Here is a 24,227-nt window from a genome sequence, read left to right on the forward strand (position 1 = left end):
GCGGATTGCATGATTTGGCGTTTATCTTATCACACGCACCCCAAGCAAAACGGCCGGCGCGGGAGCCTGTCCCGTGCCGGCCGTCAACAGACCAAGGTTGGCCGAGCTTAACGCGTCTCGCCATTCACCAGTTGGCGCGACAACAGGTTGTGGTGCTTGATCAGGTTGCGCAGCGGCACCGTGGTCAGCTCGCCCTCGCGCACCACCGCTCGGCCGTTGATGAAGCTCCAGCTGACCTTGGTCGATGCGCAGAACAACAGTGCCGCGACCGGGTCGTGCCAGCCGCCGGCGAAGTCGAGTTCGTTCAGATCGAAGGCGACGAAGTCGGCGGCAAAGCCCGGCGCCAGCTGGCCGATATCGTCGCGGTTCAGCACGCCGGCGCCGCCGCGGGTCGCCATCTCGATCGCCTCGCGCGCCGACATCGCCGCCGGGTCGAGGCGGCCGACACGCTGCAACAGCATCGCCTGGCGGACTTCGTTGAGCATCTGGCCGCCGTCGTTAGACGCGCTGCCGTCGACGCCGATGCCGACCTTCACGCCGGCGTCGAGCATGTCGCGGATCGGCGCGATGCCCGACGCGAGGCGCATGTTCGAGCACGGGCAGTGCGCGACGCCGGTTCCGGTGCGCGCGAACAGGTCGATGCCCTCCTTGTCCAGCTGCACGCAGTGCGCGTGCCACACGTCGTGGCCGACCCAGCCGAGGTCCTCTACGTACTCGGTCGGCGTCTTGCCGAACACTTCTCGGCTGAAGTCGATGTCCTTGTAGTTCTCGGCCAGGTGGGTATGTAAGGACACGCCGTAGGAGCGTGCCAGCTGTGCCGCTTCGCGCATCAGGTCGGTCGTCACCGAGAACGGCGAGCACGGCGCGACGACGATGCGCGTCATCGCGTAGCGGCCGGCGTCGTGGTAGGTCTCGATCAGGCGGCGAGCGTCGCGCAGGATGTCGTCCTCGTCCTCTACCACGCGGTCGGGCGGCAGGCCGCCCTTGCTCTCACCGAGGCTCATCGCGCCGCGGCTCGCGTGGAAACGCATGCCGATCTCGGTCGCCGCCTCGATCGCGTCGTCGAGCTTGCAGCCGTTCGGGTAGATGTACAGGTGGTCGCTCGCGGTGGTGCAGCCGGACAGGATCAGTTCGGCCATCGCGGTCTGCGTCGACACGCGGATCATCTCCGGCGTCAGGCCGGACCAGATCGGGTACAAGGCCTTCAGCCAGTCGAACAGCTCGCAGTCCTGCGCGGCCGGCACGACGCGCGTCAGCGACTGGTACATGTGATGGTGGGTGTTGACGAAGCCCGGCAGCACCAGGTGGTCGGTCAGGTCGACGACCTCGTCGGCCTGCTCGAGCGCGAGCTCGGCGGTGGTGCCGACACGGACGATACAGTTGTCTTCGAGAAGCAGAGCGGCGTCGGACAGTTCGCGGCGCGCGTCGTCCATGGTGACGAGGGTGTGGATGTGCTTGATCAGGGTACGGGGCATGGCTGACTCCATATTCGCCATACGGAATCGCCCGCACCTTTGGCGCGGCTTCGAGTCCGTCTGGCGACCATTGGTAAAACGGTCGAAAGACCTCCAGCGGACTGAAGCGCGTACCGGCGCAGGGGGCCTTGTATACCGACCTGGCGGACCCCCTACGATCCAGGACGGAGCAGCAAAAGAAAACGGGCCGGAGAATATCCGGCCCGCTTAGGGTAAATCAGTCGCGCAAGGCGCGCAATCGGGCTTCGTGCAGCTGCAACAGCTGCGCGACCACCGACACCGCGATCACCGGCGGCTCCTTGCCGTCTATGCCCTCGATGCCGATCGGACAGGTCATCTCGGCCGCCACGCGTTCGCGGCTGACGCCGCGCGCTTCGAGCCGGCGGGTGAAGTTCGCCCGCTTGCTCTTGGAGCCGATCAGGCCGACGTAGGCCGCGTCGCCGCGCTTGAGCACCTTCTCGACGATGTCGAAGTCGAGCGCGTGGTTGTGCGTCAGGATCAGCCAGTAGGCACCGGCCGGCTGACGCGCCACGTCGCCGTCGTCGCCGACTTCGGTGACGACGTTGTCGGCCACCTTGTCCGGGAACATGTCATCGCGCGCGTCGATCCAGCTGACGCGGCACGGCAAGGTGCCGAGCAGGTCGGCCAAGGCTCGGCCAACGTGGCCGGCGCCGAACAGCACCACCTGCATCGTCGACGGCAACAGCACGTCGACCAGCCACTCGGCGTCGCCCTCCTTCACCAGCCGCGTCTCGCCCGCTTCACCTTCGGCCCGCGTGAGCGTCACGTTGGCCGAGGTATCGGATAGCGGCACATGACGAACGCGGATCTCACCGTAGACTGCCGCACGTACGGCCTCGGCCAACCACGCGTCGTCGTCCAAGTCGATACGCTCGATCGCGAGGAACACCACCCCACCGCAGCACTGCCCGAGGCTGGCCCCGAGCGGCATGCGCAAGGTAGTACGACGTTGCCCGGTGGAGCCGGCGATCAGCTCGCGCGCCACCTCGATCGCGCGGAACTCGAGCGTGCCGCCACCGATGGTGTCGGCCTGCCAGTCGGGCCCCACCGCCATGCGCGCACCGGCCTCGCGCGGCGCGGAACCGTCCGCGCGAGACACGGTGATCAGCGCCGCCGGCTGCGAGGCCCCACGCGCTGCGCGCAAAGCCTCGAGCCAGTTAGCGCCGTTGCGCAGACCGAAGGTCATACCGTCTCGGTTTCGACGGCCTTGGCCTTGTTGGCGGCCTTGACCGCTTCGACCGCGTTCAGGATCGACTCGGCGGTGGCCGGTGCCATCAGCGGCGGCACGGCGTGACCGCTTTCATCGACCGCGGCGACGGCGTCGCGCAGCGCGAGGAACACCGACATACCGAGCGGCAGCGGCGGTTCGCCGACGGCCTTCGAGTGGTAGATCGACTCTTCCTTGTTGCTGTTGTTGTACAAGCGCGTGTTGAACTGCGCCGGCACGTCGGACACCGACGGGATCTTGTAGGTCGAAGGCGCGTGCGTCATCAGCTTGCCGTCCTTGTTCCACCACAATTCCTCGGTCGTCAGCCAGCCCGCGCCCTGGATGAAGCCGCCTTCGACCTGACCGATGTCGATCGCCGGGTTCAGCGAACTGCCCACGTCGTGCAGCACGTCGGCGCGCAGCAGGCGGCTCTCGCCGGTCAGCGTGTCGATGATCACTTCAGACACCGACGCGCCGTAGGCGAAGTAGAAGAACGGACGGCCGGTCAGCGTCTTGAAGTCGTAGTGGATCTTCGGCGTGCGGTAGAAGCCCGACGACCACAGCGGCACGCGCGCGGTGTACGCGACCTTCACGAACTCTTCGAATGCGATCTTCTCGTTGCCGGCGTGCACGTGGTTGTCGGCGAAGCGCACTTCTTCCGGCTTGCAACCGTAACGCTCGGCGGCGAAGGCGGCGAGTTGCTCTTTCACCTTCACGCAAGCGTCCTGCGCGGCCTTGCCGTTCAGGTCGGTACCGGTCGACGCGGCGGTCGCGGAGGTGTTCGGCACCTTCGAGGTGTCGGTCGCCGACACGCGCACGTGGTCGATCGACAGGCCGAGTTCCTCGGCGACCACCTGAGCCACCTTGGTGTTCAGGCCCTGGCCCATCTCGGTGCCGCCGTGGTTGATCATCACCGAACCGTCGGTGTAGACGTGCAACAGCGCGCCGGCCTGGTTGAACTGGGTCGCGGTGAACGAGATGCCGAACTTGACCGGCACCAGCGCCAGGCCTTTCTTCAGCACCTTGTTGTTGGCGTTGAACTCGTCGACTTCCTTGCGGCGCTTGCGGTACTCGGACGTCTCTTCCAGCTCGGCCACCAGCTCGTGAATCACGTTGTCTTCAACGGTCATCTGGTACGGGGTGACGTTGCGGTCGGTCTTGCCGTAGAAGTTGATCTTGCGGACGTCGAGCGGATCCTTGCCCAGGTTGCGGGCGATCGTGTCGATCATGTACTCGATCGCGATGATGCCCTGCGGACCGCCGAAACCGCGGAACGCGGTGTTCGACTGGGTGTTGGTCTTGCCGCGGATCGACAGGATGTCGAACTCGTCGAGGTAGTACGCGTTGTCGGTATGGAAGATCGCGCGGTCGCCCACCGGGCCGGACAGGTCGGCCGAGAAGCCGCAACGCAGACGGTATTCGATCTTCAGGCCCTGGATGCGGCCGTCGTCGTCGTGGGCGATGTCGTACAGGATCTGGAAGTCGTGGCGCTTGCCGGTGATCATCATGTCGTCGTCGCGGTCGGCGCGCAGCTTGACCGGCTTGGCGGACTTGCGGGCCAAGAGCGCCGCGATCACGGCGAACATCCACGACTGGGTTTCCTTGCCGCCGAAACCGCCACCCATGCGACGGCACTCGGCCTTCACGGTGTGGACATGTTGGCCGAGCGCGTGCGCGACCATGAACTGCATTTCGGACGGGTGCTGCGTCGACGTGTAGACGTGCATGTCGCCGTCTTCGCCCGGCAGCGCGTAGGCGATCTGGCCTTCCAGATAGAACTGCTCCTGGCCGCCCAGGTCGAAGGTGCCGGTCACGCGGTGCTTGGCGTTCGCCAGTTTCTCTTCGACGTTGCCGCGGTGGATGTGCACCGGCGGCAGCACGTAGGCCTTGGCTTCGGCGGCCGCTTCGGCGGTCAGGATCGCCGGCAGGTCTTCGTATTCGATCTTGGCGAGCTTGGCGGCGCGGCGCGCGAGGTCGTGGCTGGTCGCGGCCACGGCGAACACCGGCTGGCCGTAGTACAGCACTTCTTCGTCGGCGAAGACCGGTTCGTCGTGCAGGAACGGGCCGAGGTACTTGTCGCCCGGCACGTCGTCGAGGGTGATCACGGCGATCACGCCCTCAGCGGCCTTCACCGCCGACAGGTCCATCGCCTTGATCTTGGCGTGCGCGCGGGTCGAGGTGCCGATGGCCGCGTGCAGCGTGCCTTCGCGCTGCGGAATATCGTCGGTGTAGTTGGCCTTGCCGCTCACGTGCAGGTGCGCACTTTCGTGCTTGAGCGACTGACCGACGGTGCGATGTTGCTGTTGCATGGTCTTTCCTCTCATCCCTTAGTTGTTGGCGGCGTACAGGCTGGCTTCGAATTCGCCAGTCGTTTCCAGGTAGAAGCGGTAGACCAGGTTCTTGGCTGTCGTCATGCGGTACTCTTTGGTCGCACGCATGTCGGTCATCGGCTGGTAATCCTGATCCATGGCTTCCATGGCTTTCTGTACGGCGGCCTCATCCCAGGATGCGCCGTTCAGCGCGGCTTCGGCTGCGGTCGCACGCTTCGGCGTGGCGGCCATGCCGCCATAGGCGATGCGGGCGTCTTTGACGCGGCCATTCTCGATCTCGAAGGCGAAGGCGGCGCAAACGGCCGAGATGTCCTGGTCGTAACGCTTGGACAGCTTGTAGACGGCGACCTTCACCGATTCGCGGCGCAGCGGCACGATCACGCTTTCGACAAACTCACCCTCCTCGCGCGCCTGCTTGCGATAGGCCAAGTATAGGTCTTCGAGCGCCATCTCACGGCGACGGTCGCCCTTGCGCAGCACCACCTTGGCGCCGACGGCGATCATCGGCGGCGGGTTGTCGCCGATCGGCGAGCCGTTGGCCAGGTTACCGACGAAGGTGCCCGAGTTGCGGATCGGGGTGGACGAGAAGCGCTTCCACAGCTCTTCCATTTCCGGGTACTGCTCGACCACGACCGGGAAGGCGTCGTTCAAGAGCACGGCAGCGCCGATCTCGATGCCGCCGTCGCGCTGTTCGATCTTCTTGAGGCCCTGGATGCCGCCGATGTAGATGACGGTCTTCAGGTCCATCAGGTGTTTGGTCACCCACAGGCCGACGTCGGTGCCGCCGGCGAGAATCACCGCGTCCGGGTTGGCTTCATACAGCGCGGCCAGTTCCTCGACGGTGGCCGGGGCGTAGAAGCGGTTGCCGGCTTCGGTGGTCACTTCCAGCAGGGTTTCCGGGCGAATCGCCTTCAGCTGTTCGGCGAGGCTGTTGCCGCAGGTCTTCACTTGCGGGTAGTCGCCCATGTGCATGGCCGCGTCGACGATCGGACGGTAACCGGTGCAGCGGCACAGGTTGCCCGACAGGCAGTCGAGCACGCGCTCGCGGCTCGGCTGGCTCTCGCCGTTCTGGTACATGGTGTACATCGACATCACGAAGCCCGGCGTGCAAAAACCGCACTGCGAGCCGTGGTGGTCGACCATCGCCTGCTGGGCCGGGTGCAGCGTGCCGTCCGGCGACGCGATGCCTTCCACCGTCCAGATGGCGCGGCCATCGAAGGTGGGGAGGAAACGGATACAAGCATTGATCGAGCGGAAGCGCACTTCTCCGGTTTCGGTCAGTTCGGCTTCGGTGACGGTGCATGCACCGCAGTCGCCCTCGGCACAACCTTCCTTCGTGCCGGTGGCGCGCTCGTCTTCACGCAGATAAGTCAGCAGCGACTGGGTCGGCGAGGTCGGGACGACTTCGCGCAACTCGCCGTTCAGCAAGAACCTAATAGTTCTTCGGTTTCCCATTTTCTTCTCCTCTAATGCGTCACCAGCGGCGCCCCCAGGCGCTACCGGCGTCAATTCCAGAAAAATGCTAGGCGTGCTCTGAAGCCGTCGCACTTTCCATTGCTTCATCGTTGCTCTGAAGTTTGTTGAGGCACAGGTTGGCCACGATGGCCACCAGCGTCCCCATGGTGATGCCGCTGTGCAGGAAGATGTTCGCAAGCTCGGGGAACCTGCTGAAAACCGTCGGAACGAGCACCGGCATCATGCCGATGCCCAGCGCCAGCGCCACCACCATGCCGTTGCTGTTGCCGCGGTACTCGACCTCACCCAAGGTGCGGATACCGGCGACGGCCACCATGCCGAACATCACGATCCCGGCGCCACCCAGCACCGGTTTCGGAACCGAAGCGACCACACCCGCCAGCTTCGGAAACAGGCCCAGTACGATCAGGATCACCCCGGCCATCGCCACGATGAAGCGGCTCTTGGCCCCGGTCACCCCGATCAGACCGACGTTCTGGGCGAACGCGGTGTACGGGAAGGTGTTGAACACCCCGCCGAGCACCGTGGAAAAACCATCGGCCAGCAAGCCCCGCTTCAGGGTTTCCTGATCGATCGGTTTCTCCACCATTGCACCGATCGCGAGCATGTCGGACATGGTCTCGATCATCGTCACCACCATCACCAGCGACAGGATCACGCACGGCACCACGTAGAACTCCGGCACGCCGAAGTTCATCGGGATCGGTACGCCGAGCCACGCAGTACGGCCGACTTCGTTGAAATCGGTCATGCCGAACAGCGAGGCGACCACCGTGCCGATCACCAGACCGGTGAGGATGGCAATGTTCTTGAAAAAGCCGTGCGCCAGCCGGTAGATCAACAGGACCACCAGCAAGGTGAACAGGCCGATCGCCAGCGCGCCCATCGAACCGAAGCCCGGCATGGACGGGTGCCCCCCGCCCAGCCAGCCGACCGCGACCGGCATGATCGACAATCCGATCAGGGTAATGATCGACCCCATCACCACTTTCGGGAAAAAGCGCAGCAATTTGGCGATGAAAGGGCTGCACAGCATGGTGAAGATGCCCGAGGCGATCACCGCACCGTAGATGCCGGTCAGACCGTAGTCCTTACCGATCAGGATCATCGGCGTCACCGCCGCGAAGGTACAGCCTTGCACCAGCGGCAGACGACAGCCGAATTTCCACAGTCCCACCGCCTGGATGATGGTGGCGATCCCGCACGCGAACAGGTCGGCGTTGATCAGGAACACCAGGTAATCGTGCGGCAGGTTCAGCGCGGTGCCCAGGATCAGCGGCACCGCGACCGCGCCGGCGTACATCACCAGCACGTGCTGAAGGCCGTAGACAAACAACTGCCCTATCGGCAACACCTCGTCCACCGGGTGGACGGCCTGACTCTCTTCCATCGTTTCTCCATTGCGACGCTAAGCGGCTTCTTGTCGAGCTGTTCCCGGCCTTGGGGCCGATGTTTCACTTATGGCTGTGGGACCGACGCCTGTGCTGCGTCGCGACCGCCGCGCATGCTGCAAACCGAAAGCAGATTATAAAGGTCGTTTATTCCCCTTCAAAAGAAGAAATTATACCGGAGCGCGTATCCGGTGCACTTCCGACGTGCTCAATCGAGCGCCGGAGCCGATTCGATGAGATAAACCTGCGACAGTTGCACCTCGTCGCAATTGTGGCCGGGGCCGCCGCGGTCGACGATGATGAAGTCGCCCTCGGTGCCCAGGGTCACCAGCGGGTGGTGCCAGGTACCGCGATGGTAGTTCACGCCCTGGTCGCCGCGCACGATGAAGGCTTTCAGCTGAGACTCATCCGGCTGACCGTCTTCCTTAGCCGGGGCCACGGCGACGATGAACGGCGCGCCGCTGGTCGGGATGAAGGCCTGGCTGCCCAGCGGGTGGCGCTCGAGCATCTTGACTTCGACCGGCAGGTGGAAGGCGTCGCCACGGCACATGCTGATGATGGGCAGGCCGCCCTCGCCGGTCACTTCGACGCGGCCGAGGTTGTGGAAACGCTTGGTGGTACCGTTGTTGATCGGAAACCATTCGCTGCCATCGATCTGGATCACGTCGCCGAATGGGGCGAACGCGTCCTTGGTCAGCAGTTCAAGTTTCAGTGCGGACATATTGTCTCCTCGCTACTCTTTTGTTTTAGCCGAAGCCCCGTCCGGCGGACCGGACGGGGCTAGGCGTCTCGACATCAAGCGACCGGCCGATTATTTGGCCAGTTTACCCCAGATGCGCAGGCGGCTCACGCCACCGTCCGGGAAGATGTTCAGGCGCACGTGGGTCACCGGACCGATGTCGCGGATCTGTTCGGCGCCGTAGTAGTGCTGCTTGTCCATCTCGGTCTTCTGCTCCGGCAGCAGCGTGTCCCAGAACATCGCCTGGGTCACGATCGACTGGTCGGTGCTGTTGGTCACGTAGGCGGCCTGGATCGACACGCGGTCCGGGTAGTTGCCCTTGAAGTGGGCGGTGTCGACTTCGATCTTCTCGACGACGGCGGCGTGGCCCAGCTCGACGATGCACCAGTCGTTGCCCGGCTCGCGGCGGCGGCGGGTTTCCCAGCCGTCACCCATGTTGACGCCGCGGCCCGGCATCACCAGGCGGAACGGCACGCCGAAGTGCGCGTTGTTGTAGGCGACGATGCGGCCGCCGTTCTCCAGCGCGGACACTTCGATCACTTCGTCGGCGCCTTTTTTGTCCCAGTCGCACTGCGGCTGACCGTAGACGCGGAAGCGGGCCACACCGCCGTCCGGGTAGATGTGCAGGCGCAGGTGGGTCCACGGACGCTCGCCGGAGATCTCGATGAAGTGGTGCGAGTGGCCGTTCAGCGAGGTGGTGGCGACGATTTCGGTCCACTCGGTGGCTTCGGTCGGATCGGTTTCGCTATAGCAGGCTTCAACCGAGGCCGCCGGCGGGAAGTTGCCGGTGAAGTGGCTGGTCTCGATGTCGAAGCCCTTGATCACGCCGGCGAGGCCGAGCTTGACGATGGCGAAGTCGTGACCGCCGTTGCGGCGGCGACGGGTTTCCCAGCCGTCCATCCATTTGCCGTGGTCGTCGAACTTGCCGACGATGAACACCGGCTCGGACGCCTGCAGCATGCGCTCGGCCGGAGCGAACCATTCGTCGGTGCAGAACAGCACCTTGGCGCCGAAGTCTTCGTGGGCCAGGTTGGTGTAGCGCGTGGCGAACTCGGGGGCGTCGACGGCCGGGGCGTTGATGACGGTACCGACCGGTGCATTAGGTGCAGCCATTGTCTTCTCCTCAATGAATTGTTAGGGGCTGGGGCGATAGCTCGGCCAACCCTTGGAAAGGTTGGCCGAGGGTTTTAGACCGTGATCAGATCGTTGAGGCGGAAGCCGCCGATCTTGTAGATCTGGGACAGGCTCTCGGCGCGCTCCTGTTCGACGTTCAGGCCGTAGCGGCGTTCGAATTCGGCGATGATGCCGTGGCGGTCGTAGCCGCGCACCGCGAGGATGAACGGGAAGCCGAACTTGGCGTTGTAGTCGGCGTTCAGACGCGTCAGCTTCTCGAACTCTTCCGGCGTGCACTTGTCGAGGCCGGCGCCGGCCTGCTCGTGCGTCGACTCTTCGGTCAGCTCGCCGCGCACCGCGGCCTTGCCGGCCAGTTCCGGGTGGGCGCGGATCAGCTTCAGCTGCGCCTCGACGCCGGCCTTCTCGATCGCCGAGATCATCGCTTCGTGCAGTTCCCGGATGGTCAGGAACGGGCGGTCGCCGACGACGGTTTCCGGCACCCACGGCGAGTGCTCGAAGATGCCGCCGAGCTCGAAGACAAACTCGTCCTTCGGCAGTTCGTTCAGGGCTTTCAGGCTAATGGTAGTGCTCATTTCTTATTCTCCCTTCGGCTGGTACGGGTGGTTCTCGGCCCAATGGTTGGCGATGTCGACGCGGCGGGCGATCCACACCTTGTCGTGGCTGGCGACGTAATCGAGGAAGCGCTGGAAGGCGGCGAAGCGGCCCGGGCGACCCAGGAGGCGGCAGTGCATGCCGATCGACAGCATCTTCGGCGTGTGTTCGCCCTCGGCGTACAGCACATCGAACGCGTCCTTCAGATACTGATAGAAGTGTTCGCCGGTGTTGAAGCCCTGCGGGGTCGCGAAGCGCATGTCGTTGGTGTCGAGGGTGTACGGCACGACCAGGTGCGGCTTCTTCGAGCCGTCCGACAGCTCGACCTCGGTCCAGAACGGCAGGTCGTCGCCGTAGTAGTCGGCGTCGTAGCTCAGCTCGCCCTGCTCGGCCACCAGCTGGCGGGTGTTCGGGCTGTCGCGGCCGGTGTACCAGCCTTTCGGCGTGATGCCGGTCAGCTCCTTGATGAGCTGCATCGCCTCGCGCATGTGCTCGCGCTCGATTTCCTTGTCCATGCTCTGGTAGTGGATCCACTTCAGGCCGTGGCAGGCGATCTCGTGGCCGCCGTCGACGAAGGCGCGGGTCACTTCCGGATGACGCTGCAGCGCGGTCGCCACGCCGAAGATGGTCAGCGGCCAGCCGCGCTTCTCGAACGCGTCGAGAATGCGCCACACGCCGGCGCGCGAGCCGTATTCGTAGATCGACTCCATCGACATATGACGCGCTTCGTAAGCGGCGGCACCGACGATCTCGGACAGGAACTGCTCGGACGCCTTGTCGCCGTGCAGCACGCAGTTCTCGCCGCCCTCCTCGTAGTTGAGGACGAACTGCAGCGCCACGCGAGCGTTGCCCGGCCAGTTGGCCTTCGGAATGTTGCGACCGTAGCCGATCAGGTCGCGCGGGTAATTGGCAGACATGCTTCCTCCCAGTCTTATTTAACGTTTGAAGGTGAAAACCGCCCTCAAATCGGATTGGATTTCTTCGTCGGTCAGGCGCAGGCGCTGCTCGCAGTCCTGCAGGTGGTGATGCATGGCGGCGAGCGCGGCGTCGAGGTCGCGCACGGCCAGGCAATCGAGGATGGTGTCGTGCTCGTCGAAGGAGCAGGCGCTGCGGCCGGGCACGTCGTAAAGCGCGATGATCAGCGAGGTGCGGCTGGTGAGGCCGCGCATCAGGTCGGTCAGCACCGCGTTCTCGGCCGACTGCGCGAGCTTGACGTGGAAATGGTTCGACAGGCGGATCCAGGTGCTGCGGTCGCCGCTGGCGAAAGCGTCGCGCTCCTCGTCGACCAGGCGGCGCATCGACGCCAGCCGCGACTCGAGGTCGGGCATGCCCATCAGCTTCTTGAGGATGGCGCCCTCGACCATACGGCGCGCCTCGAAGATGTCGTGCGTTTCCTTGACGTCGGGCATCGCGACGAAGGCACCGCGGTTGGGCTGGATATCCACGATCTCGTCGTGGGCGAGCTTGGCGAGCGCCGCGCGCACCATGCTGCGCGAGCAGTGGAACACGTCGCACAACACGGCCTCGGTCAGCTTGACGCCGGGCAGCAGACGCTGGTCGATGACCGCGTCGAGAATTTCCGCATAAATACGGTCGACCTCGTTAAGAGGTTCGCCATCGAGGACTGAACCGTCCCAAACGGACTTTTCGGGCCGGATACCGGGCACCGCTGGCGCTTCATTGGGCGTCATCGTTTGGTCTCACTAATTTCCGGGATGCGGGAATTGTTTCCAAAATTTTGTTGACAATTATTGGAGCCACGGGCGAATATCGTCAACACAAATTGTTGACAATTTTTGCTCCGAAGCAACATGGCTGCAACGGAACGAGAGTTAAATATTCAATAAGAGGAGAGAACCTCATGGGAAAACTGACTACCCACGTGCTTGACACGATGCACGGCAAGCCCGCTTCCGACGTCGCCATCAAGGTATTCCGCGTCGAGAACGAGGTGCGCACCCAGGTGGCCGCCAGCGAAACCAACAGCGACGGCCGCGTCACCCAGCCGCTGCTCGAAGGCGACGCGCTGACAGCAGGCGTTTATGAAATCCAGTTCCACGTGGGCGAATACTTCGCGCGCAAGGGCGTGAGCCTGCCCGAGCCGCGCTTCGTGGACGTGGTGGTGTTGCGCTTCGGCATCAGCACCCCCAGCGAGCACTACCACGTGCCGCTGGTCGTGACGCCGTGGACCTACTCGACCTATCGCGGCAGCTGAATTCAACACGCGCGTACGACGTGTGATGCAACACTTGGAGACATTGATCTAAATGGAAAACTACCTGCTTGACTGGGCCAACCTGCTGCTGCGCTGGTTGCATGTAATCGCCGCGATCTCGTGGATCGGCGAGTCGATCTACTTCGTGATGCTCGACAACGGCCTGCACAAGCCGAAAGACGAAGCGTCGATCAAACGCGGCGTGTTCGGCGAAATGTTCGCCGTGCACGGCGGCGGCTTCTACCACAGCCAGAAATACCTGACCAACCCGCCGTTCGAATTGAACGAAGACGTGCACTGGTCGTACTGGAAGTCGTACACGACCTGGCTGTCCGGCTTCGCGCTGTTCGCGCTCTTGTATCTGGCCAACGCCAGCATCTACCTGGTCGACCCGGCCAAGATGGAACTGTCCGGCGCCGCCGCGTCCGCGATCGCCGTGGGCTTCCTGGTCGGCGGTTGGATCGTCTACGACGGCCTGTGCCGCCTGATCAGCCCGACCATGAACCGCGACGGCCTCTTGAGTATCGCAGTCGCTGTCATGGTCATCGGCGTCGCCTACGCGACCAGCCTGATCTTCCAGGGCCGCGCCGCCTTCCTGATCACCGGCGCCGTGATGGCCACGTCGATGTCGGCCAACGTGTTCTTCTGGATCATCCCGGGCCAGCGCCGCATGTTCAACGACATCAAGGCCGGCCGTACGCCTAACCCGCTGGACGGCAAGCGCGGCAAGCAGCGCTCGGTGCACAACACCTACTTCACGCTGCCGGTCGTGTTCCTGATGATCAGCAACCACTACGCGTTCAGCTACAGCCACGAATACGCGTGGGTGATCATGGCGCTGATCATCGTGTCCGGCGCGCTGATCCGTCAGTTCTTCGTGCTGATGCACGCCGGCAAGAAACTGTACGCGCTGCCGGCCGCCGGCACCGCCGTGATCGTCGCCGCGCTGTTCGTCGGTGCGCCGCAACAAGCGCTGGAACAGCCGGCCGTCGCCCAGACCGCCGCACCGGCCGTCGCCGAGGCTTCTGCTCCGGCTGCTGGCGAAGCTTCCGCCCCGGCCGCTGCGACCGCCGCAGCACCGGCCGCCACCGCCGGCGTGAACTACGCCCAAGTGCACGAAGTGATGGAGAAACGCTGCGTAGCCTGCCACGCGGCCAAGCCGACACAACCCGGCTTCGCCGCCGCCCCGGCCGGCCTCGTGCTCGACCAGGAAAGCGTGGTGCGCGCCAATGCGGCCCGCATCAACACCGCGGTGAAATCGAAGTACATGCCGCTCGGCAACATGACCCAGATGACCGACGAAGAACGTGTGATCGTCGATCAGTGGGTGAGCGCAGGCGCGAAGTAACCCTGTACGGAAAGCCGGCGCAAGCCGGCTTTTTTCACAAGCACAAGAGGAGACATAGAGCATGTTCAGAGGCACCAAGATCGTCGCGACGCTCGGCCCGGCCAGCAACACCCTGGAAACCTTGCAGAATATGATTGCCGCGGGCGTCAACGTCGCCCGCCTCAACTTCTCGCACGGCAAGCCCGAGGACCACATCGGTCGCGCGCAAATGATCCGCCAGGCGGCCGACAACGTCGGTACCTGCGTCGGCATCCTCGCCGACCTGCAAGGTCCGAAGATCCGTGTCGGCAAGTTCGCGGACGGTCCGATCATGCTCGTGAAGGGGGAACAATTCGTGCTCGACGCCGAGTGCGAACTGGGCAACCAGCACACCGTCGGCCTCGACTACAAAGACCTGCCTAACGACGTCGACACCGGCGCGGTGCTGCTGCTCGACGACGGCAAGATCGTGCTCGACGTCGATCGCGTCGAGGGCGCCAAGATCTTCACCACCGTGCGCGTCGGCGGCAAGCTGTCGAACAACAAGGGCATCAACCAGCAAGGCGGCGGCCTGTCCGCCCCGGCGCTGACCGACAAGGACAAGGAAGACCTGAAGACCGCGATCGCGCTGCAAGCCGACTACATCGCCGTCTCCTTCCCGAAGCACGCCGCCGACATGGAAGAGGCGCGCGAACTGGTGAAGGCCGCCGGCGGCCACGCGCTCTTGGTCGCCAAGATCGAACGCTGCGAAGCGATCGACAAGCTCGAGGAGATCCTCGACGCGTCCGACGGCATCATGGTCGCGCGCGGCGACCTCGCGGTCGAAGTCGGCGACGCCGCGGTGCCGGCGCTGCAAAAGCGCATGATCCGCCTGGCGCGAGAGCGCAACAAGTTCGTGATCACCGCGACGCAGATGATGGAATCGATGATCACGAGCCCGGTGCCGACCCGCGCCGAGGTGTCCGACGTCGCCAACGCCGTGCTCGACGGCACCGACGCGGTGATGCTGTCGGCCGAGACCGCCGCCGGCGACTACCCGGTCGAGACCGTCGAGGCGATGGCGCGCGTGTGCGTCGCCGCCGAGCAGTCGTACGCGAACTCGTTCGACCTCGAGCTTCTGAACCGCGAGCAGAACAACATCGACCAGTCGATCGCGATGGCGACGCTGTTCACCGCACAGCACCTGAAGGTGAAGGCGATCGCCGCGCTGACGCAGTCCGGCTCGACCGCGTTGTGGATGAGCCGCGTCGACTCCGGCGTGCCGATCTACGCGGTGACGCCGGAAGAGTCGACCCGTCGCAAGGTCAGCGTGTTCCGCGACGTGTTCCCGATGATGACCGGCGCGATCGCCACCAGCCGGGAAGCGGCGCTGGCGCAGGCCGAACAGGCGCTGCTCGAGCGCGGTGCGGTCGAAAAGGGCGACCTGCTGTTGATGACCATCGGCGAGAAACTCGGCAAGCCGGGCGCGACCAACAACATGCTGATCGTGCGCGTGGGCGAACAGCAGCCGTAAGGCTTACGGCCAGACATAAGCAGGGCGGGGATTTCCCCGCCCTTTTTTTTGTGCCTGCCAGCGACGAACAAGCGCCCCGCTCCGCCGATTCTTGGAAAGCAAGGCGCGAGGCTCGGCCAACCTTTGAGCTTGGCCGCCGAACCCGCCAAGCTTGGCCGAGCCCTTCCAATCCTTTGGCAAAAGCGACTCGTTCAACCGACCATGAGCCCACCGCCGCGCCGCTTAGCCCGGCGGGGCCATGACCGAGCGGAAAGCCAGACCGCTATGCCCCGCAGCGGGCGATCATGTACAGCCGTCCCTCTCGCCTCTCGGCGCGCAACTCGCCGCCGTGCAGCCGCGCGATCGCGTCGGCGATCGGCAGCCCGAGGCCATGGCCCTCACCCTTGTCGCCGCGGCTGTAGAAGCGGTCGAACAGGATGTTCAGGTCGTCGGGCAGCGGACTCGCCGGGCGGTTGTCGATGACGATGCCGGGCAGCGACGGCTCCATCGTCAGCCGTACCGACTCGCCGTGCGGGCTGTAACGGATCGCGTTGCTGACCAGGTTGTTGAGCAGCCGGCGCAGCGACGCCCGATCGGCTTGCAGGCGCAAGCGGCCGGTGACCTCGAGCCGGATCGCCTTTTCCTCGGCGAGGATCTCGAAGAAGTCGCACACCCGCTGCGCCTCGACTTCAAGGTCGAGCACCTCGCGCGACAGCAGGTTCTCCGCGTGCTCCGCCTTGGCCAGGAACAGCAGGTCGTTGACCATCCGCGCCAGCCGCTCGAGCTCCTCCGCGTTGTCGGCGAGCACTTGGCGGTAGTCGTCGGCCGAGCGCTCGCGCGACAACGCGACCTGCGTCTGGCCGAGCAGGATGCCCAGCGGGGTGCGCAGCTCGTGCGCGAGGTCGGTGGCGTAGGCGGAGAGTTGGGCGAAGGCCGCATCGAGGCGTTCGAGCACGCCGTTGAAACTCTGCACTAAGCCCTGCAGCTCGTCGGGGACCCGGCCGGCGTCGAGCCGCTGGCTCAGGTTATGGTGGTGGATGGCCTGCGCCGACGCGGTCAGCGCGGCAAGCGGCGCAAGGCTCCCGCGCACCAAGAGCCAACCGAGCGCCGCGGCGATCAGCGTCGCCAGCGCGCCGGCGATCAGCATCTGGTCGCGGTACCACTCGAGCAGCGCCTGTTGCGCATGGGTGGCGCGCCAGACCTCCAATTGCACGAGTTGGCCGTCGGCGAGCCGCCCCGCGGCCGTCAACCCCTGCCAGGACAGGCCGTCCGCACCGGCGCCGCCCAGCGCTTCTGTACCCGACGTCAAACCGCCCCAGGCGGAGTCCGGCAACGGAGCCCGGCTGTCGACGACGACGTCACCCGACGCGTTGCGTACCCTGAGCGCCAGGTTGTCATGGCCGATCAAAAAGTGGGTCAGCACGCCCGGGCCCTCGCGCAGGGTGGCGAGGTCGGGTACGTAGGCGACCGTCTTCCGGAACAGCGAGATCTTGCCGGCGAGCTCCTCCTGGTCGCGATGCGACATCTCGAGCTTGAGCGCGTGATACAGGTGGACGCCGCAACCGGCGATCAAGAGGACGGTCAACAGCGCGAAACCGAGCGCCACCCGACGGGTCAGCGAGATGTTCTTATTCATCGCGGCCGGCCTCCAGCACATAGCCGACGCCGCGCAGCGTGTGGATCAGCCTGGTCTCGAACGGGTCGTCTATCTTGGCGCGCAGCCGCCGTATCGCGACCTCGACCACGTTGGTGTCGCTGTCGAAATGCATGTCCCAGATCTGTTCGGCGATCAGCGTGCGAGACAGCACCTCGCCCTTTCGGCGCATGAACAGCGCGAGCAAGGCCATCTCCTTCGCGGTCAGCGGGATGCTCACCCCGGCGCGCCATGCCTTGTGCCGCGCCAGGTCGAGTTCGAGGTCGGCGACCTTGAGGAGGTCCGGCTCGACCACCGGGCGGCGCCTCAACAGCGTCCTCACACGGGCCAAGAGCTCGGAGAAGGCGAACGGCTTGACCAGGTAGTCGTCGGCGCCGGCCTCCAGCCCGCGCACCCGGTCTTCGACCCGGTCGCGCGCGGTCAGGAACAGCACCGGCACCGATTTGCTCAAGCGCAGGCTGTCGAGCACCTGCCAGCCGGTCTTGCCCGGCAGCATCACGTCGAGGATGACGAGGTCGTAGGCGTGCTCGAGCGCGAGGTACTCGCCCTCGATCCCGTCGTGCGCGACGTCCACCTTGAAGCCCGCCTCGGTCAGCCCCTGCTTGAGGTAGGCCGCCGCTCTTTCCTCGTCTTCGACTATCAGAATCCACATAAAAACACGTCCCAAAAGCCCGGGGATCGTTATACCGCGGAATCGCCCGCAGCGAGATGACAAAAATGTCATCTCGGCGTCAGCCTGCCGCCTGCGAGCGCCGGCTAGCATGCAATTCAGGACATTCGCTTGGAGAGTGCAATGAAGAAGCATGTTCCGATCGTGCTGGCGGCTTGGCTGGTTTCGGGCTTCGCCGCCGCTGGGGGGCTGGACTTCAACCAGGCGGTGCGTGCCGCGCTGGTGAACAGCCCGGTGCTCGAAAGCCATTATCGCGAGTGGGGCGTGTCCGGCGCGGGGCTCGCGCAGGGCGGTGTGGCCAAGAGCGCAGGCGACGAACTGCCGCCGGACACCTTCGGCGGCGTGCTGGCGCTGCAAGCCCGGGACCTCGCCGGGCTCGATGCCGGGCGCAGGCGTAGCGCCGAGGCTTTCGCCAAGTCTCTCGCCGCGGTGAAGTCGGCGTATATCAAGGCGGTCGCCGCCGGCCAGCTGGCCGGCGTGCGCCGCGATGCGCTTAAGGCCGCCGAGGCGGCGTTCTCGCTGATGGACGGCCAGCGCAAGGCCGGCAGCGCGGCAAGCGGCGAGTGGCTGAAGGCCCGGCAGGAGCTCGCCCGGGCCCGCTTCGAGTCGGCCGAGGCCGACGCCGAGGCGGCGGCCGAGAAGCAGCGCTTCGTCTCGCAGGCCGGCCTCGGGGATGTCGAACTCGCCGACGTGCTGCCCGAGCTGCCCGGCCGTCTGCCCGAGTTCGGCCGGATCAAGGCCGACACACTGGCGCTTGACGCCGAGCTGATCGACAGCGCCCGTGAACGCGACCGCGAAGCGCGCGGAAAGGCATTCAGGCCCGTCCCGCAGCGACTGCCTCTGAGCCTGCCGGCCAAAGTCGTCGTGCCGGAGAGCCGCCTTGCCGGCGAGGCCGCGCTCGAACACCGGATGCAGTTGGCCGAGCACCAGGCCGAGACGGCGGCGCTGATCGGCCGCGCCAAGGCGCTGGAGACGTTGGCCGAGGCCTACCGGAAAGACCTCGTGCCCGCCGCGCAGGGCCGCTCCGACGAGACGCTCAAGGCGTACAACGGCATGCTGGTCGGCGTGTACACGCTGATCGAGACCAAGCGCGAGGAATTCACGATGCTCGAGGGCTTCATCAAGGCGCGCCGCGACCTGTGGCTGGCTTGGCTCGAGCTGGAAGCCGGCGGCACACAGATTGCGAGGAGCAGGTAATGGACAGGCGAAAGTTTCTGAGCGTCGGCGCCGCGTCGGCGGGCGTGTTGATGGCCAGGGCCGCGATGGCGGCGCCGCAGGCCGGGGTGATCGGCGAGGCCGGCCCGGCGGCAGGCGGGCACGCGCCCGTCGTCACGCTCAACGGCAAGAGCGCCAAGTGGCGCATGAGGGACGGCGTCAAGGAATTCCATCTGATCGCCGAGGAGGTCGAGCGCGAGTTCGCGCCCGGCATGAAGGTCAAGTGCTGGGGCTACAACGGCATGACGCCGGGGCCGACCCTCGAGGCGGTAGAGGGCGAGCGCATCCGCATCTACGTCACCAACAAGCTGAAGGAGCACACCACCGTGCACTGGCACGGCCTGTTCCTGCCGTCGGGCATGGACGGCGTCGGCGGGCTGTCGCAGCCGCACATCAAACCGGGCGAGACCTACGCCTACGAGTTCACGCTGAAGAACTCCGGCACCTTCATGTACCACCCGCACGCCGACGAAATGGTGCAGCTGGCGCTCGGCATGATGGGGCTGTTCATCGTCCACCCGAAGCGGCCGGTCGGACCGAAGCCGGACCGCGACTACGCGATGCTGCTGCACAACTGGGACATCGAGCCGGGCACGCGCATCGCCAAACCGGCGACGATGACCGACTTCAACCTGTGGACCATCAACAGCAAGGTGTTTCCGGCCATCGCGCCGATGGTCGCCCGGACCGGCGAGCGCGTGCGCATCCGCATCGGCAACCTGTCGATGCACGAACACCCGATGCACCTGCACGGCTTCGCGTTCAAGACCGTCGGCACCGACGGCGGCTGGGTGCCGGTCTCGGCGCAGATGCCCGAGGTCACCGTCATCGTCGGCGTCGGCCAGACGCGCACCATCGAGTTCGTCGCCGACGAGCCGGGCGACTGGGCGTTCCACTGCCACAAGTCGCACCACACGATGAACGCGATGGGGCACGACACGCCCAACCTGATCGGCGTCGACCAGAAAGCGGCCGAGGAGAAGCTGCGCGACATCATCCCCGGCTATATGGCGATGGGCAGCAACGGCATGGCCGACATGAGCGAGATGGCCGGCATGCCGCTGCCCGACAACACGCTGCCGATGATGGACGGCAAGGGGCCGTACGGCCCGCTCGAGATGGGCGGCATGTTCACCGTGCTGAAGGTGCGCGACCGCCTGCCCGCCGGCGATTACCGCGACCCGGGCTGGTACCAGGCCCCCAAGGGCACCGTGGCGTACAAGACGCGGGCTCCCGACTTTTCCTGAGCCGATAGAAGTCCCAACAATAAGGAGAATTCCATGCGTTTTAACAAATTCGTGGCGCCGCTGGTGGCCGTCATTCTTTCTCTCCCCGCTATGGCAAGTGGCGACCACGCCGGCGGCCACGGCGCGGCGGCCAACCCGCACGCCGGCCACGACATGCAGGCGATGACCCTCGGCCAAGCCGGCCAGTCAGCCGCCGCGACCCGCACCATCCGCATCGATGCGGATGACTCCATGCGCTTCACGCCGGACCGCGTCGAGGTCAAGCAGGGGGAGACGGTCCGCTTCATCGTGACCAACAAGGGCCAGACCAAACACGAGTTCGCGCTCGGCACCAAGGAGATGTTGGCCGAGCACGCCAAGCAGATGCAGTCCAACCCTGGCATGGCGCACGGCGACATGCCCGCGATGGGCATGCTGACCTTGGCGCCCGGCGAGAGCAAGACGCTGGTCTGGCGCTTCACGCGTACCGGCGAGATCCAGTTCGGCTGCAACGTCCCCGGCCACTACCCGACCATGACGGGGACGCTGAAGGTCGTCTCCTGACCCGGAGGACAGACACACCAAACGGCCGCTAGTGCGGCCGTTTGGTCTTCTTGGCGGAGACAAACGCATCCTAATGGCTGTGCCCTAAGCGGGATGACCTCGAGCAAGATGGGCGTCCGGCCAGCAGGGCCGGCACAGAGGAGCGAACCTTACAAAAAGGTAATCCGGCTGTCAGCCTGACGTGGGGGGGGCGGTCGCTATGATCGAATCATCAAGCTTGGTATCGGTAGCAGCACAAAGAAATGCTGCCCACTAGGAAAAACACCTCATCCCTCTAGGAGATCGACCATGAAAAAACTCGTCCTGACCGCGCTGTCCCTGTCCGTGCTGGCTTCGGCCGCCTTCGCCGATGGTGGCGACAACGCCCGTGCCTTCATTGAGCGCAATGCTGTTCATTCGCAGTACGTACAACAAATGGCTACGTCGGCACAGCGCCAAGAGCCGGCGAGCGGGCTCAAGGTTCAGGCCCCGTCGCCCGAAGCGCTCAGCCATTACGCCGACCACGCCATCAAAAACAATCCCGAGAATTACCGCAGCAAGTAAGATGCGGACACCTTTCGACTCATCGTGCGGCCGCAAGGCCGCTTTTTCGTGTCCGGCATGACGCATAGCCGTTTTCAACTCTGTCGCAGAGGCCAACATGCCTAATATCCCTCCGTTTTATCGGCAGGCCTTGGGGATGGCCGCGTTCTGGCTGGGCGTGTCCGCACCGCTGTCTGCCGCCACGCTCAAGGACGCCCTCGACCATGCCTGGGCCGCGAATGCCCCGGCCCAGTCCGCCCGCACGGCGCAATTCGACGCGCAGGAAGCGGCCGCCCGATCCCTGCTGCCCGAACCACCGACGCTGACTTTGTCTGGCCGCAGCGACCAGATCGACCGTAACCACGGCTTGCGCGAGTGGGAAGCCGAAGTCGGCGTTCCGCTGTGGCTATGGGGCCAGCGCGACCGGGCGCGGAGGGTCGCGCAGAGCGAGCGTGAAGCCAGCAGCCAAGGCTTCATCCAAGAACGCTGGCAACTCGCCGGCGAGCTGCGCGAAGCGTGGTGGGACGTCCGCCTCGCCCAGACCGAGCTGATCTCGGCCGAGCTCAAACTCGAGGAGTCCACCCGCCTCGAAGCCGACGTCGCGCGCCGGGTCAAGGCCGGCGATCTGGCCCCGCTCGACCTGAACCTCGCTCGCAGCACCCTCGGCCAGGCCAAGAGCGAGCGTTTGCGTTCGAAAGCGACTCTATCCCGCGCGCAAGAACAGTTCAGGGCGCTGTCGCGCGGCGCGCCCTTGCCGGATCAGGATGAACGGCCTGCCGCACAAGTCGAGCCGGGCACGCACCCGCAGCTTGCGAGCCTGGTTGCCAAGGCCTCGTCCGCACAAGCACGGCTCAGCCAGGCGGGCGGCGACACTCGGAACAACCCCGAACTGGCGCTCACGCTGACCCGCGAACGCGGCGGCTTCGGCGAGCCTTACCAGAACCTCGCCATGATCGCGATCAAGATTCCGTTCGGTTCGTCGTCGCGCAATCAGCCGCGGATCACCGCGGCCAACGCCGAACTGACCGAGGCGCAGATCGCGCTCGACACCGCGCAGCGCAAGCTTGCCGCGAATGCTTCGGCGAGCAGGGCCGAACTCGACCAGGCCGGGGAGGCGTCGACTCTGCAGCAGGAACGCCTGCAACTGGCCGAGCAGAGCTTCGCCTGGGTCGAAAAAGCCTTCAAGGCCGGTCAGCTCGACCTGCCCGCGATGATCCGCGCCGAGACCGAACTCGCCGACACCCGTCTGCAAGCCGCCCGTGCCCGCACCGAGGCGGCCCGGGCCGTCTCCCGTTACAACCAGGCCGTGGGAGTCCTGCCATGACCCGCCAAACCCTGCTCTTTACGCTGCTGTTTACCCCCTTGCTCGCCTTTGCCCACGCCGGTGAAGACCACGGTGATGGTTCCAAACCGGCCGTCGCGGCCAACGTCGCACCGCGTGCCGAGGCGCAGACCGAGCTGTTCGAACTGGTCGCCACGCCCGGCAACGGCCGGCTCACCGTTTACCTCGACCGTTTCGCCAGCAACGAGCCGGTGACCGGCGCGAGAGTGGAAGTCGAGAGCGGCAGCTGGAAGGCCGTCGCGCAGGCGGCCGACAACGGCAGCTATCTCGTGAACGCGCCGCAGTTCGCCAAACCGGGCCAGTACCCGCTGGTGTTTACCGTCCAGGCCGGCGACGACGCCGACCTGATCGAGACCACGCTGATCGTAGCCGAAGCGGCCGAGCCCGAAGCCGCCACCAGCGGCTATGGCTCGGGATCGATGTGGTGGTGGGTCGGCGGCGCTCTGGCCGCCTTGGCGGCCGTCTCGCTGCTGCTTAAACGTCGCCAGCGGGGTCGAGCCGCCTGAAAGCCGGCATAAGGGATAGGAACATGAAAATGAACAAACTGCTGGCCTGCCTGCTGGCACTCTGGCTCAACCAGGCCATCGCGCACGGCGACGAAGACCACAGCGGCGATGCGGCAAAGCCGGCCGCCGCCATCGCTTCCGACAAACCGCAACGCCTGCCGGACGGCAGCGTCTTCGTGCCCAAGGACGCGCAACGGCGACTGGCCATCCGTACCGTGGTCGGCGCGGAAAAGACCGTGCCCCGCACCGTCGAACTCAACGGCCACGTCGTGATGGACCCGAACGCCGGCGGACGCGTGCAGGCCATCCAGTCCGGCCGTATCGAACCCGGTCCGAAGGGGCTGCCGGTGGCCGGCATGAAAGTCGGCAAGGGCCAGGTGCTGGCCTATGTGGTGCCCGCGGTCAGCAGCGTCGAGCGCGCCAACCAACGAGCCGAGTTGGCCGAGCTGAGGGTCAAGGCCCAACAAGCCGAGAGGCAGCTGAACCGGCTGCGCGAACTCACCGGCACGGTGTCGAAGAAAGAGGTCGAAGCCCAGGCGGCCGAACTCGCGGCGTTGCGCCAGCGCGCCGCAGCGCTCGGCACTGCGACGGGGCGCGAAGCGCTGGTCGCGCCGGTCAGCGGCGTGATCGCGGCGGCCCGCGTCGTCAACGGCCAGGTCGTCGAGGCGCGCGACGTGCTGTTCGAGATCATCGATCCGGCCCGGCTGATGATCGAAGCGCTCGCCTACGACAGCAAGCTCGTCGCCGGCCTCGCGGACGCGAGCCTCGCGGGCACGAAGACGCCGTTGGCCTTTGTCGGCGGCGCCAGCGCCTTCCGCGATGGCGCGTTGCCGGTGCTGTTCCGGCTAAAGCAGGGCGGCGATACCCCGCTGGCGCTCGGCCAGGCGGTGAAGGTCATCGCTCAGACGCGCGATACCGTCAAGGGCGTGCCGCTACCGGCGGCGAGCGTCGTAAAGAATTCGGCCAACGAGAGCATCGTCTGGGTGCACGAGCGCGCCGAAGTCTTTCGCGCCGTGCCGGTGCAAGTGACCGCGCTCGATGGCGCCAACGTCGTGGCGACGGGCGTGAAGCCGGGCGTACGGGTCGTGACCGCCGGCGCAACGCTGATCAACCAGATCCGCTAAGGGGAC

At 65.5% G+C, this 24,227-nt stretch carries 22 protein-coding genes; 10 read left to right on the forward strand and 12 right to left on the reverse strand.

The window, feature by feature from the left end:
* Positions 1-107: 107 nt before the first annotated feature.
* From DWG20_RS00650 to DWG20_RS00695, 10 genes are all read right to left on the reverse strand, one after another.
* On the reverse strand, positions 108-1,475 hold the full coding sequence (locus tag DWG20_RS00650) for an 8-oxoguanine deaminase (protein WP_115431937.1): 1,368 nt from the start codon (positions 1,473-1,475) through the stop codon (positions 108-110).
* Between the two features lie 217 nt (positions 1,476-1,692).
* The gene (gene xdhC / locus DWG20_RS00655) at positions 1,693-2,682 is read right to left on the reverse strand and encodes a xanthine dehydrogenase accessory protein XdhC (protein ID WP_115431938.1); all 990 of its coding nucleotides are present in this window, start codon (positions 2,680-2,682) and stop codon (positions 1,693-1,695) included.
* Positions 2,679-5,012 carry a xanthine dehydrogenase molybdopterin binding subunit gene (gene xdhB / locus DWG20_RS00660; protein WP_115431939.1) on the reverse strand — a complete coding sequence of 778 codons (2,334 nt, stop codon included), beginning with the start codon at positions 5,010-5,012 and terminating at the stop codon, positions 2,679-2,681. Before xdhB ends, xdhC begins: the two co-directional genes overlap by 4 nt.
* Before the next feature lie 18 nt (positions 5,013-5,030).
* Positions 5,031-6,488 (reverse strand): xanthine dehydrogenase small subunit, encoded by a 1,458-nt coding sequence (gene xdhA / locus DWG20_RS00665; RefSeq protein ID WP_115431940.1) that lies wholly within the window; start codon positions 6,486-6,488, stop codon positions 5,031-5,033.
* A 67-nt stretch (positions 6,489-6,555) separates the two neighbouring features.
* A complete protein-coding gene (locus DWG20_RS00670; protein WP_115431941.1) occupies positions 6,556-7,899 on the reverse strand; it encodes a nucleobase:cation symporter-2 family protein in 1,344 nt (447 codons plus the stop codon).
* 209 nt (positions 7,900-8,108) lie between these two features.
* Positions 8,109-8,621, reverse strand: coding sequence for an ureidoglycolate lyase (locus tag DWG20_RS00675; RefSeq protein WP_115431942.1), 513 nt, complete (start codon positions 8,619-8,621; stop codon positions 8,109-8,111).
* Positions 8,622-8,711: 90 nt separating this feature from the next.
* Entirely contained in the window at positions 8,712-9,752 is a 1,041-nt protein-coding gene (alc, locus tag DWG20_RS00680; protein ID WP_220271990.1) for an allantoicase, read from the reverse strand.
* Between the two features lie 74 nt (positions 9,753-9,826).
* Positions 9,827-10,345, reverse strand: a complete 519-nt coding sequence (gene uraD, locus DWG20_RS00685) for a 2-oxo-4-hydroxy-4-carboxy-5-ureidoimidazoline decarboxylase (RefSeq protein WP_115431943.1) — start codon at positions 10,343-10,345, stop codon at positions 9,827-9,829.
* Between the two features lie 3 nt (positions 10,346-10,348).
* On the reverse strand, positions 10,349-11,281 hold the full coding sequence (gene puuE / locus DWG20_RS00690) for an allantoinase PuuE (RefSeq protein WP_115431944.1): 933 nt from the start codon (positions 11,279-11,281) through the stop codon (positions 10,349-10,351).
* Positions 11,282-11,299: 18 nt separating this feature from the next.
* Positions 11,300-12,055, reverse strand: coding sequence for a GntR family transcriptional regulator (locus DWG20_RS00695; RefSeq protein ID WP_115431945.1), 756 nt, complete (start codon positions 12,053-12,055; stop codon positions 11,300-11,302).
* A 170-nt stretch (positions 12,056-12,225) separates the two neighbouring features.
* On the opposite strand from DWG20_RS00695, the gene uraH reads away from it, so the two are divergent.
* From uraH to pyk, 3 genes are all read left to right on the forward strand, one after another.
* Positions 12,226-12,579, forward strand: a complete 354-nt coding sequence (uraH, locus tag DWG20_RS00700; RefSeq protein WP_115431946.1) for a hydroxyisourate hydrolase — start codon at positions 12,226-12,228, stop codon at positions 12,577-12,579.
* 52 nt (positions 12,580-12,631) lie between these two features.
* On the forward strand, positions 12,632-13,927 hold the full coding sequence (locus DWG20_RS00705) for a urate hydroxylase PuuD (RefSeq protein ID WP_115431947.1): 1,296 nt from the start codon (positions 12,632-12,634) through the stop codon (positions 13,925-13,927).
* Between the two features lie 61 nt (positions 13,928-13,988).
* Positions 13,989-15,419 (forward strand): pyruvate kinase, encoded by a 1,431-nt coding sequence (pyk, locus tag DWG20_RS00710; protein WP_115431948.1) that lies wholly within the window; start codon positions 13,989-13,991, stop codon positions 15,417-15,419.
* Between the two features lie 262 nt (positions 15,420-15,681).
* Here the strand turns inward: pyk and DWG20_RS00715 are convergent, their stop codons facing one another.
* Together DWG20_RS00715 and DWG20_RS00720 are read right to left on the reverse strand one after the other, a co-directional pair.
* Entirely contained in the window at positions 15,682-17,034 is a 1,353-nt protein-coding gene (locus DWG20_RS00715; protein ID WP_181880945.1) for a heavy metal sensor histidine kinase, read from the reverse strand.
* Positions 17,027-17,704, reverse strand: coding sequence for a heavy metal response regulator transcription factor (locus tag DWG20_RS00720; RefSeq protein ID WP_115431950.1), 678 nt, complete (start codon positions 17,702-17,704; stop codon positions 17,027-17,029). The genes DWG20_RS00715 and DWG20_RS00720 overlap by 8 nt, the downstream gene beginning before the upstream one ends.
* Before the next feature lie 141 nt (positions 17,705-17,845).
* On the opposite strand from DWG20_RS00720, the gene DWG20_RS00725 reads away from it, so the two are divergent.
* The 7 genes from DWG20_RS00725 to DWG20_RS00755 all read left to right on the forward strand — a co-directional run bounded on the left by DWG20_RS00725 (position 17,846) and on the right by DWG20_RS00755 (position 24,221).
* Positions 17,846-18,919, forward strand: coding sequence for a TolC family protein (locus tag DWG20_RS00725; RefSeq protein ID WP_115431951.1), 1,074 nt, complete (start codon positions 17,846-17,848; stop codon positions 18,917-18,919).
* Positions 18,919-20,184, forward strand: a complete 1,266-nt coding sequence (locus DWG20_RS00730; RefSeq protein WP_115431952.1) for a multicopper oxidase family protein — start codon at positions 18,919-18,921, stop codon at positions 20,182-20,184. Before DWG20_RS00725 ends, DWG20_RS00730 begins: the two co-directional genes overlap by 1 nt.
* A 33-nt stretch (positions 20,185-20,217) precedes the next feature.
* Complete coding sequence (locus DWG20_RS00735; RefSeq protein WP_115431953.1) at positions 20,218-20,727, forward strand: cupredoxin domain-containing protein; 510 nt, start codon at positions 20,218-20,220, stop codon at positions 20,725-20,727.
* A 288-nt stretch (positions 20,728-21,015) separates the two neighbouring features.
* Positions 21,016-21,270, forward strand: coding sequence for a hypothetical protein (locus DWG20_RS00740; RefSeq protein WP_115431954.1), 255 nt, complete (start codon positions 21,016-21,018; stop codon positions 21,268-21,270).
* Positions 21,271-21,406: 136 nt separating this feature from the next.
* Positions 21,407-22,573, forward strand: a complete 1,167-nt coding sequence (locus DWG20_RS00745) for a TolC family protein (RefSeq protein ID WP_181880946.1) — start codon at positions 21,407-21,409, stop codon at positions 22,571-22,573.
* A complete protein-coding gene (locus DWG20_RS00750) occupies positions 22,570-23,097 on the forward strand; it encodes a hypothetical protein (protein ID WP_115431956.1) in 528 nt (175 codons plus the stop codon). The genes DWG20_RS00745 and DWG20_RS00750 overlap by 4 nt, the downstream gene beginning before the upstream one ends.
* Positions 23,098-23,126: 29 nt before the next feature.
* Entirely contained in the window at positions 23,127-24,221 is a 1,095-nt protein-coding gene (locus tag DWG20_RS00755; RefSeq protein WP_220271991.1) for an efflux RND transporter periplasmic adaptor subunit, read from the forward strand.
* The last annotated feature ends 6 nt before the right edge of the window (positions 24,222-24,227 follow it).

It is taken from the genome of Crenobacter cavernae (assembly GCF_003355495.1).
GTDB classification, from domain to species: Bacteria; Pseudomonadota; Gammaproteobacteria; order Burkholderiales; family Chromobacteriaceae; genus Crenobacter; species Crenobacter cavernae.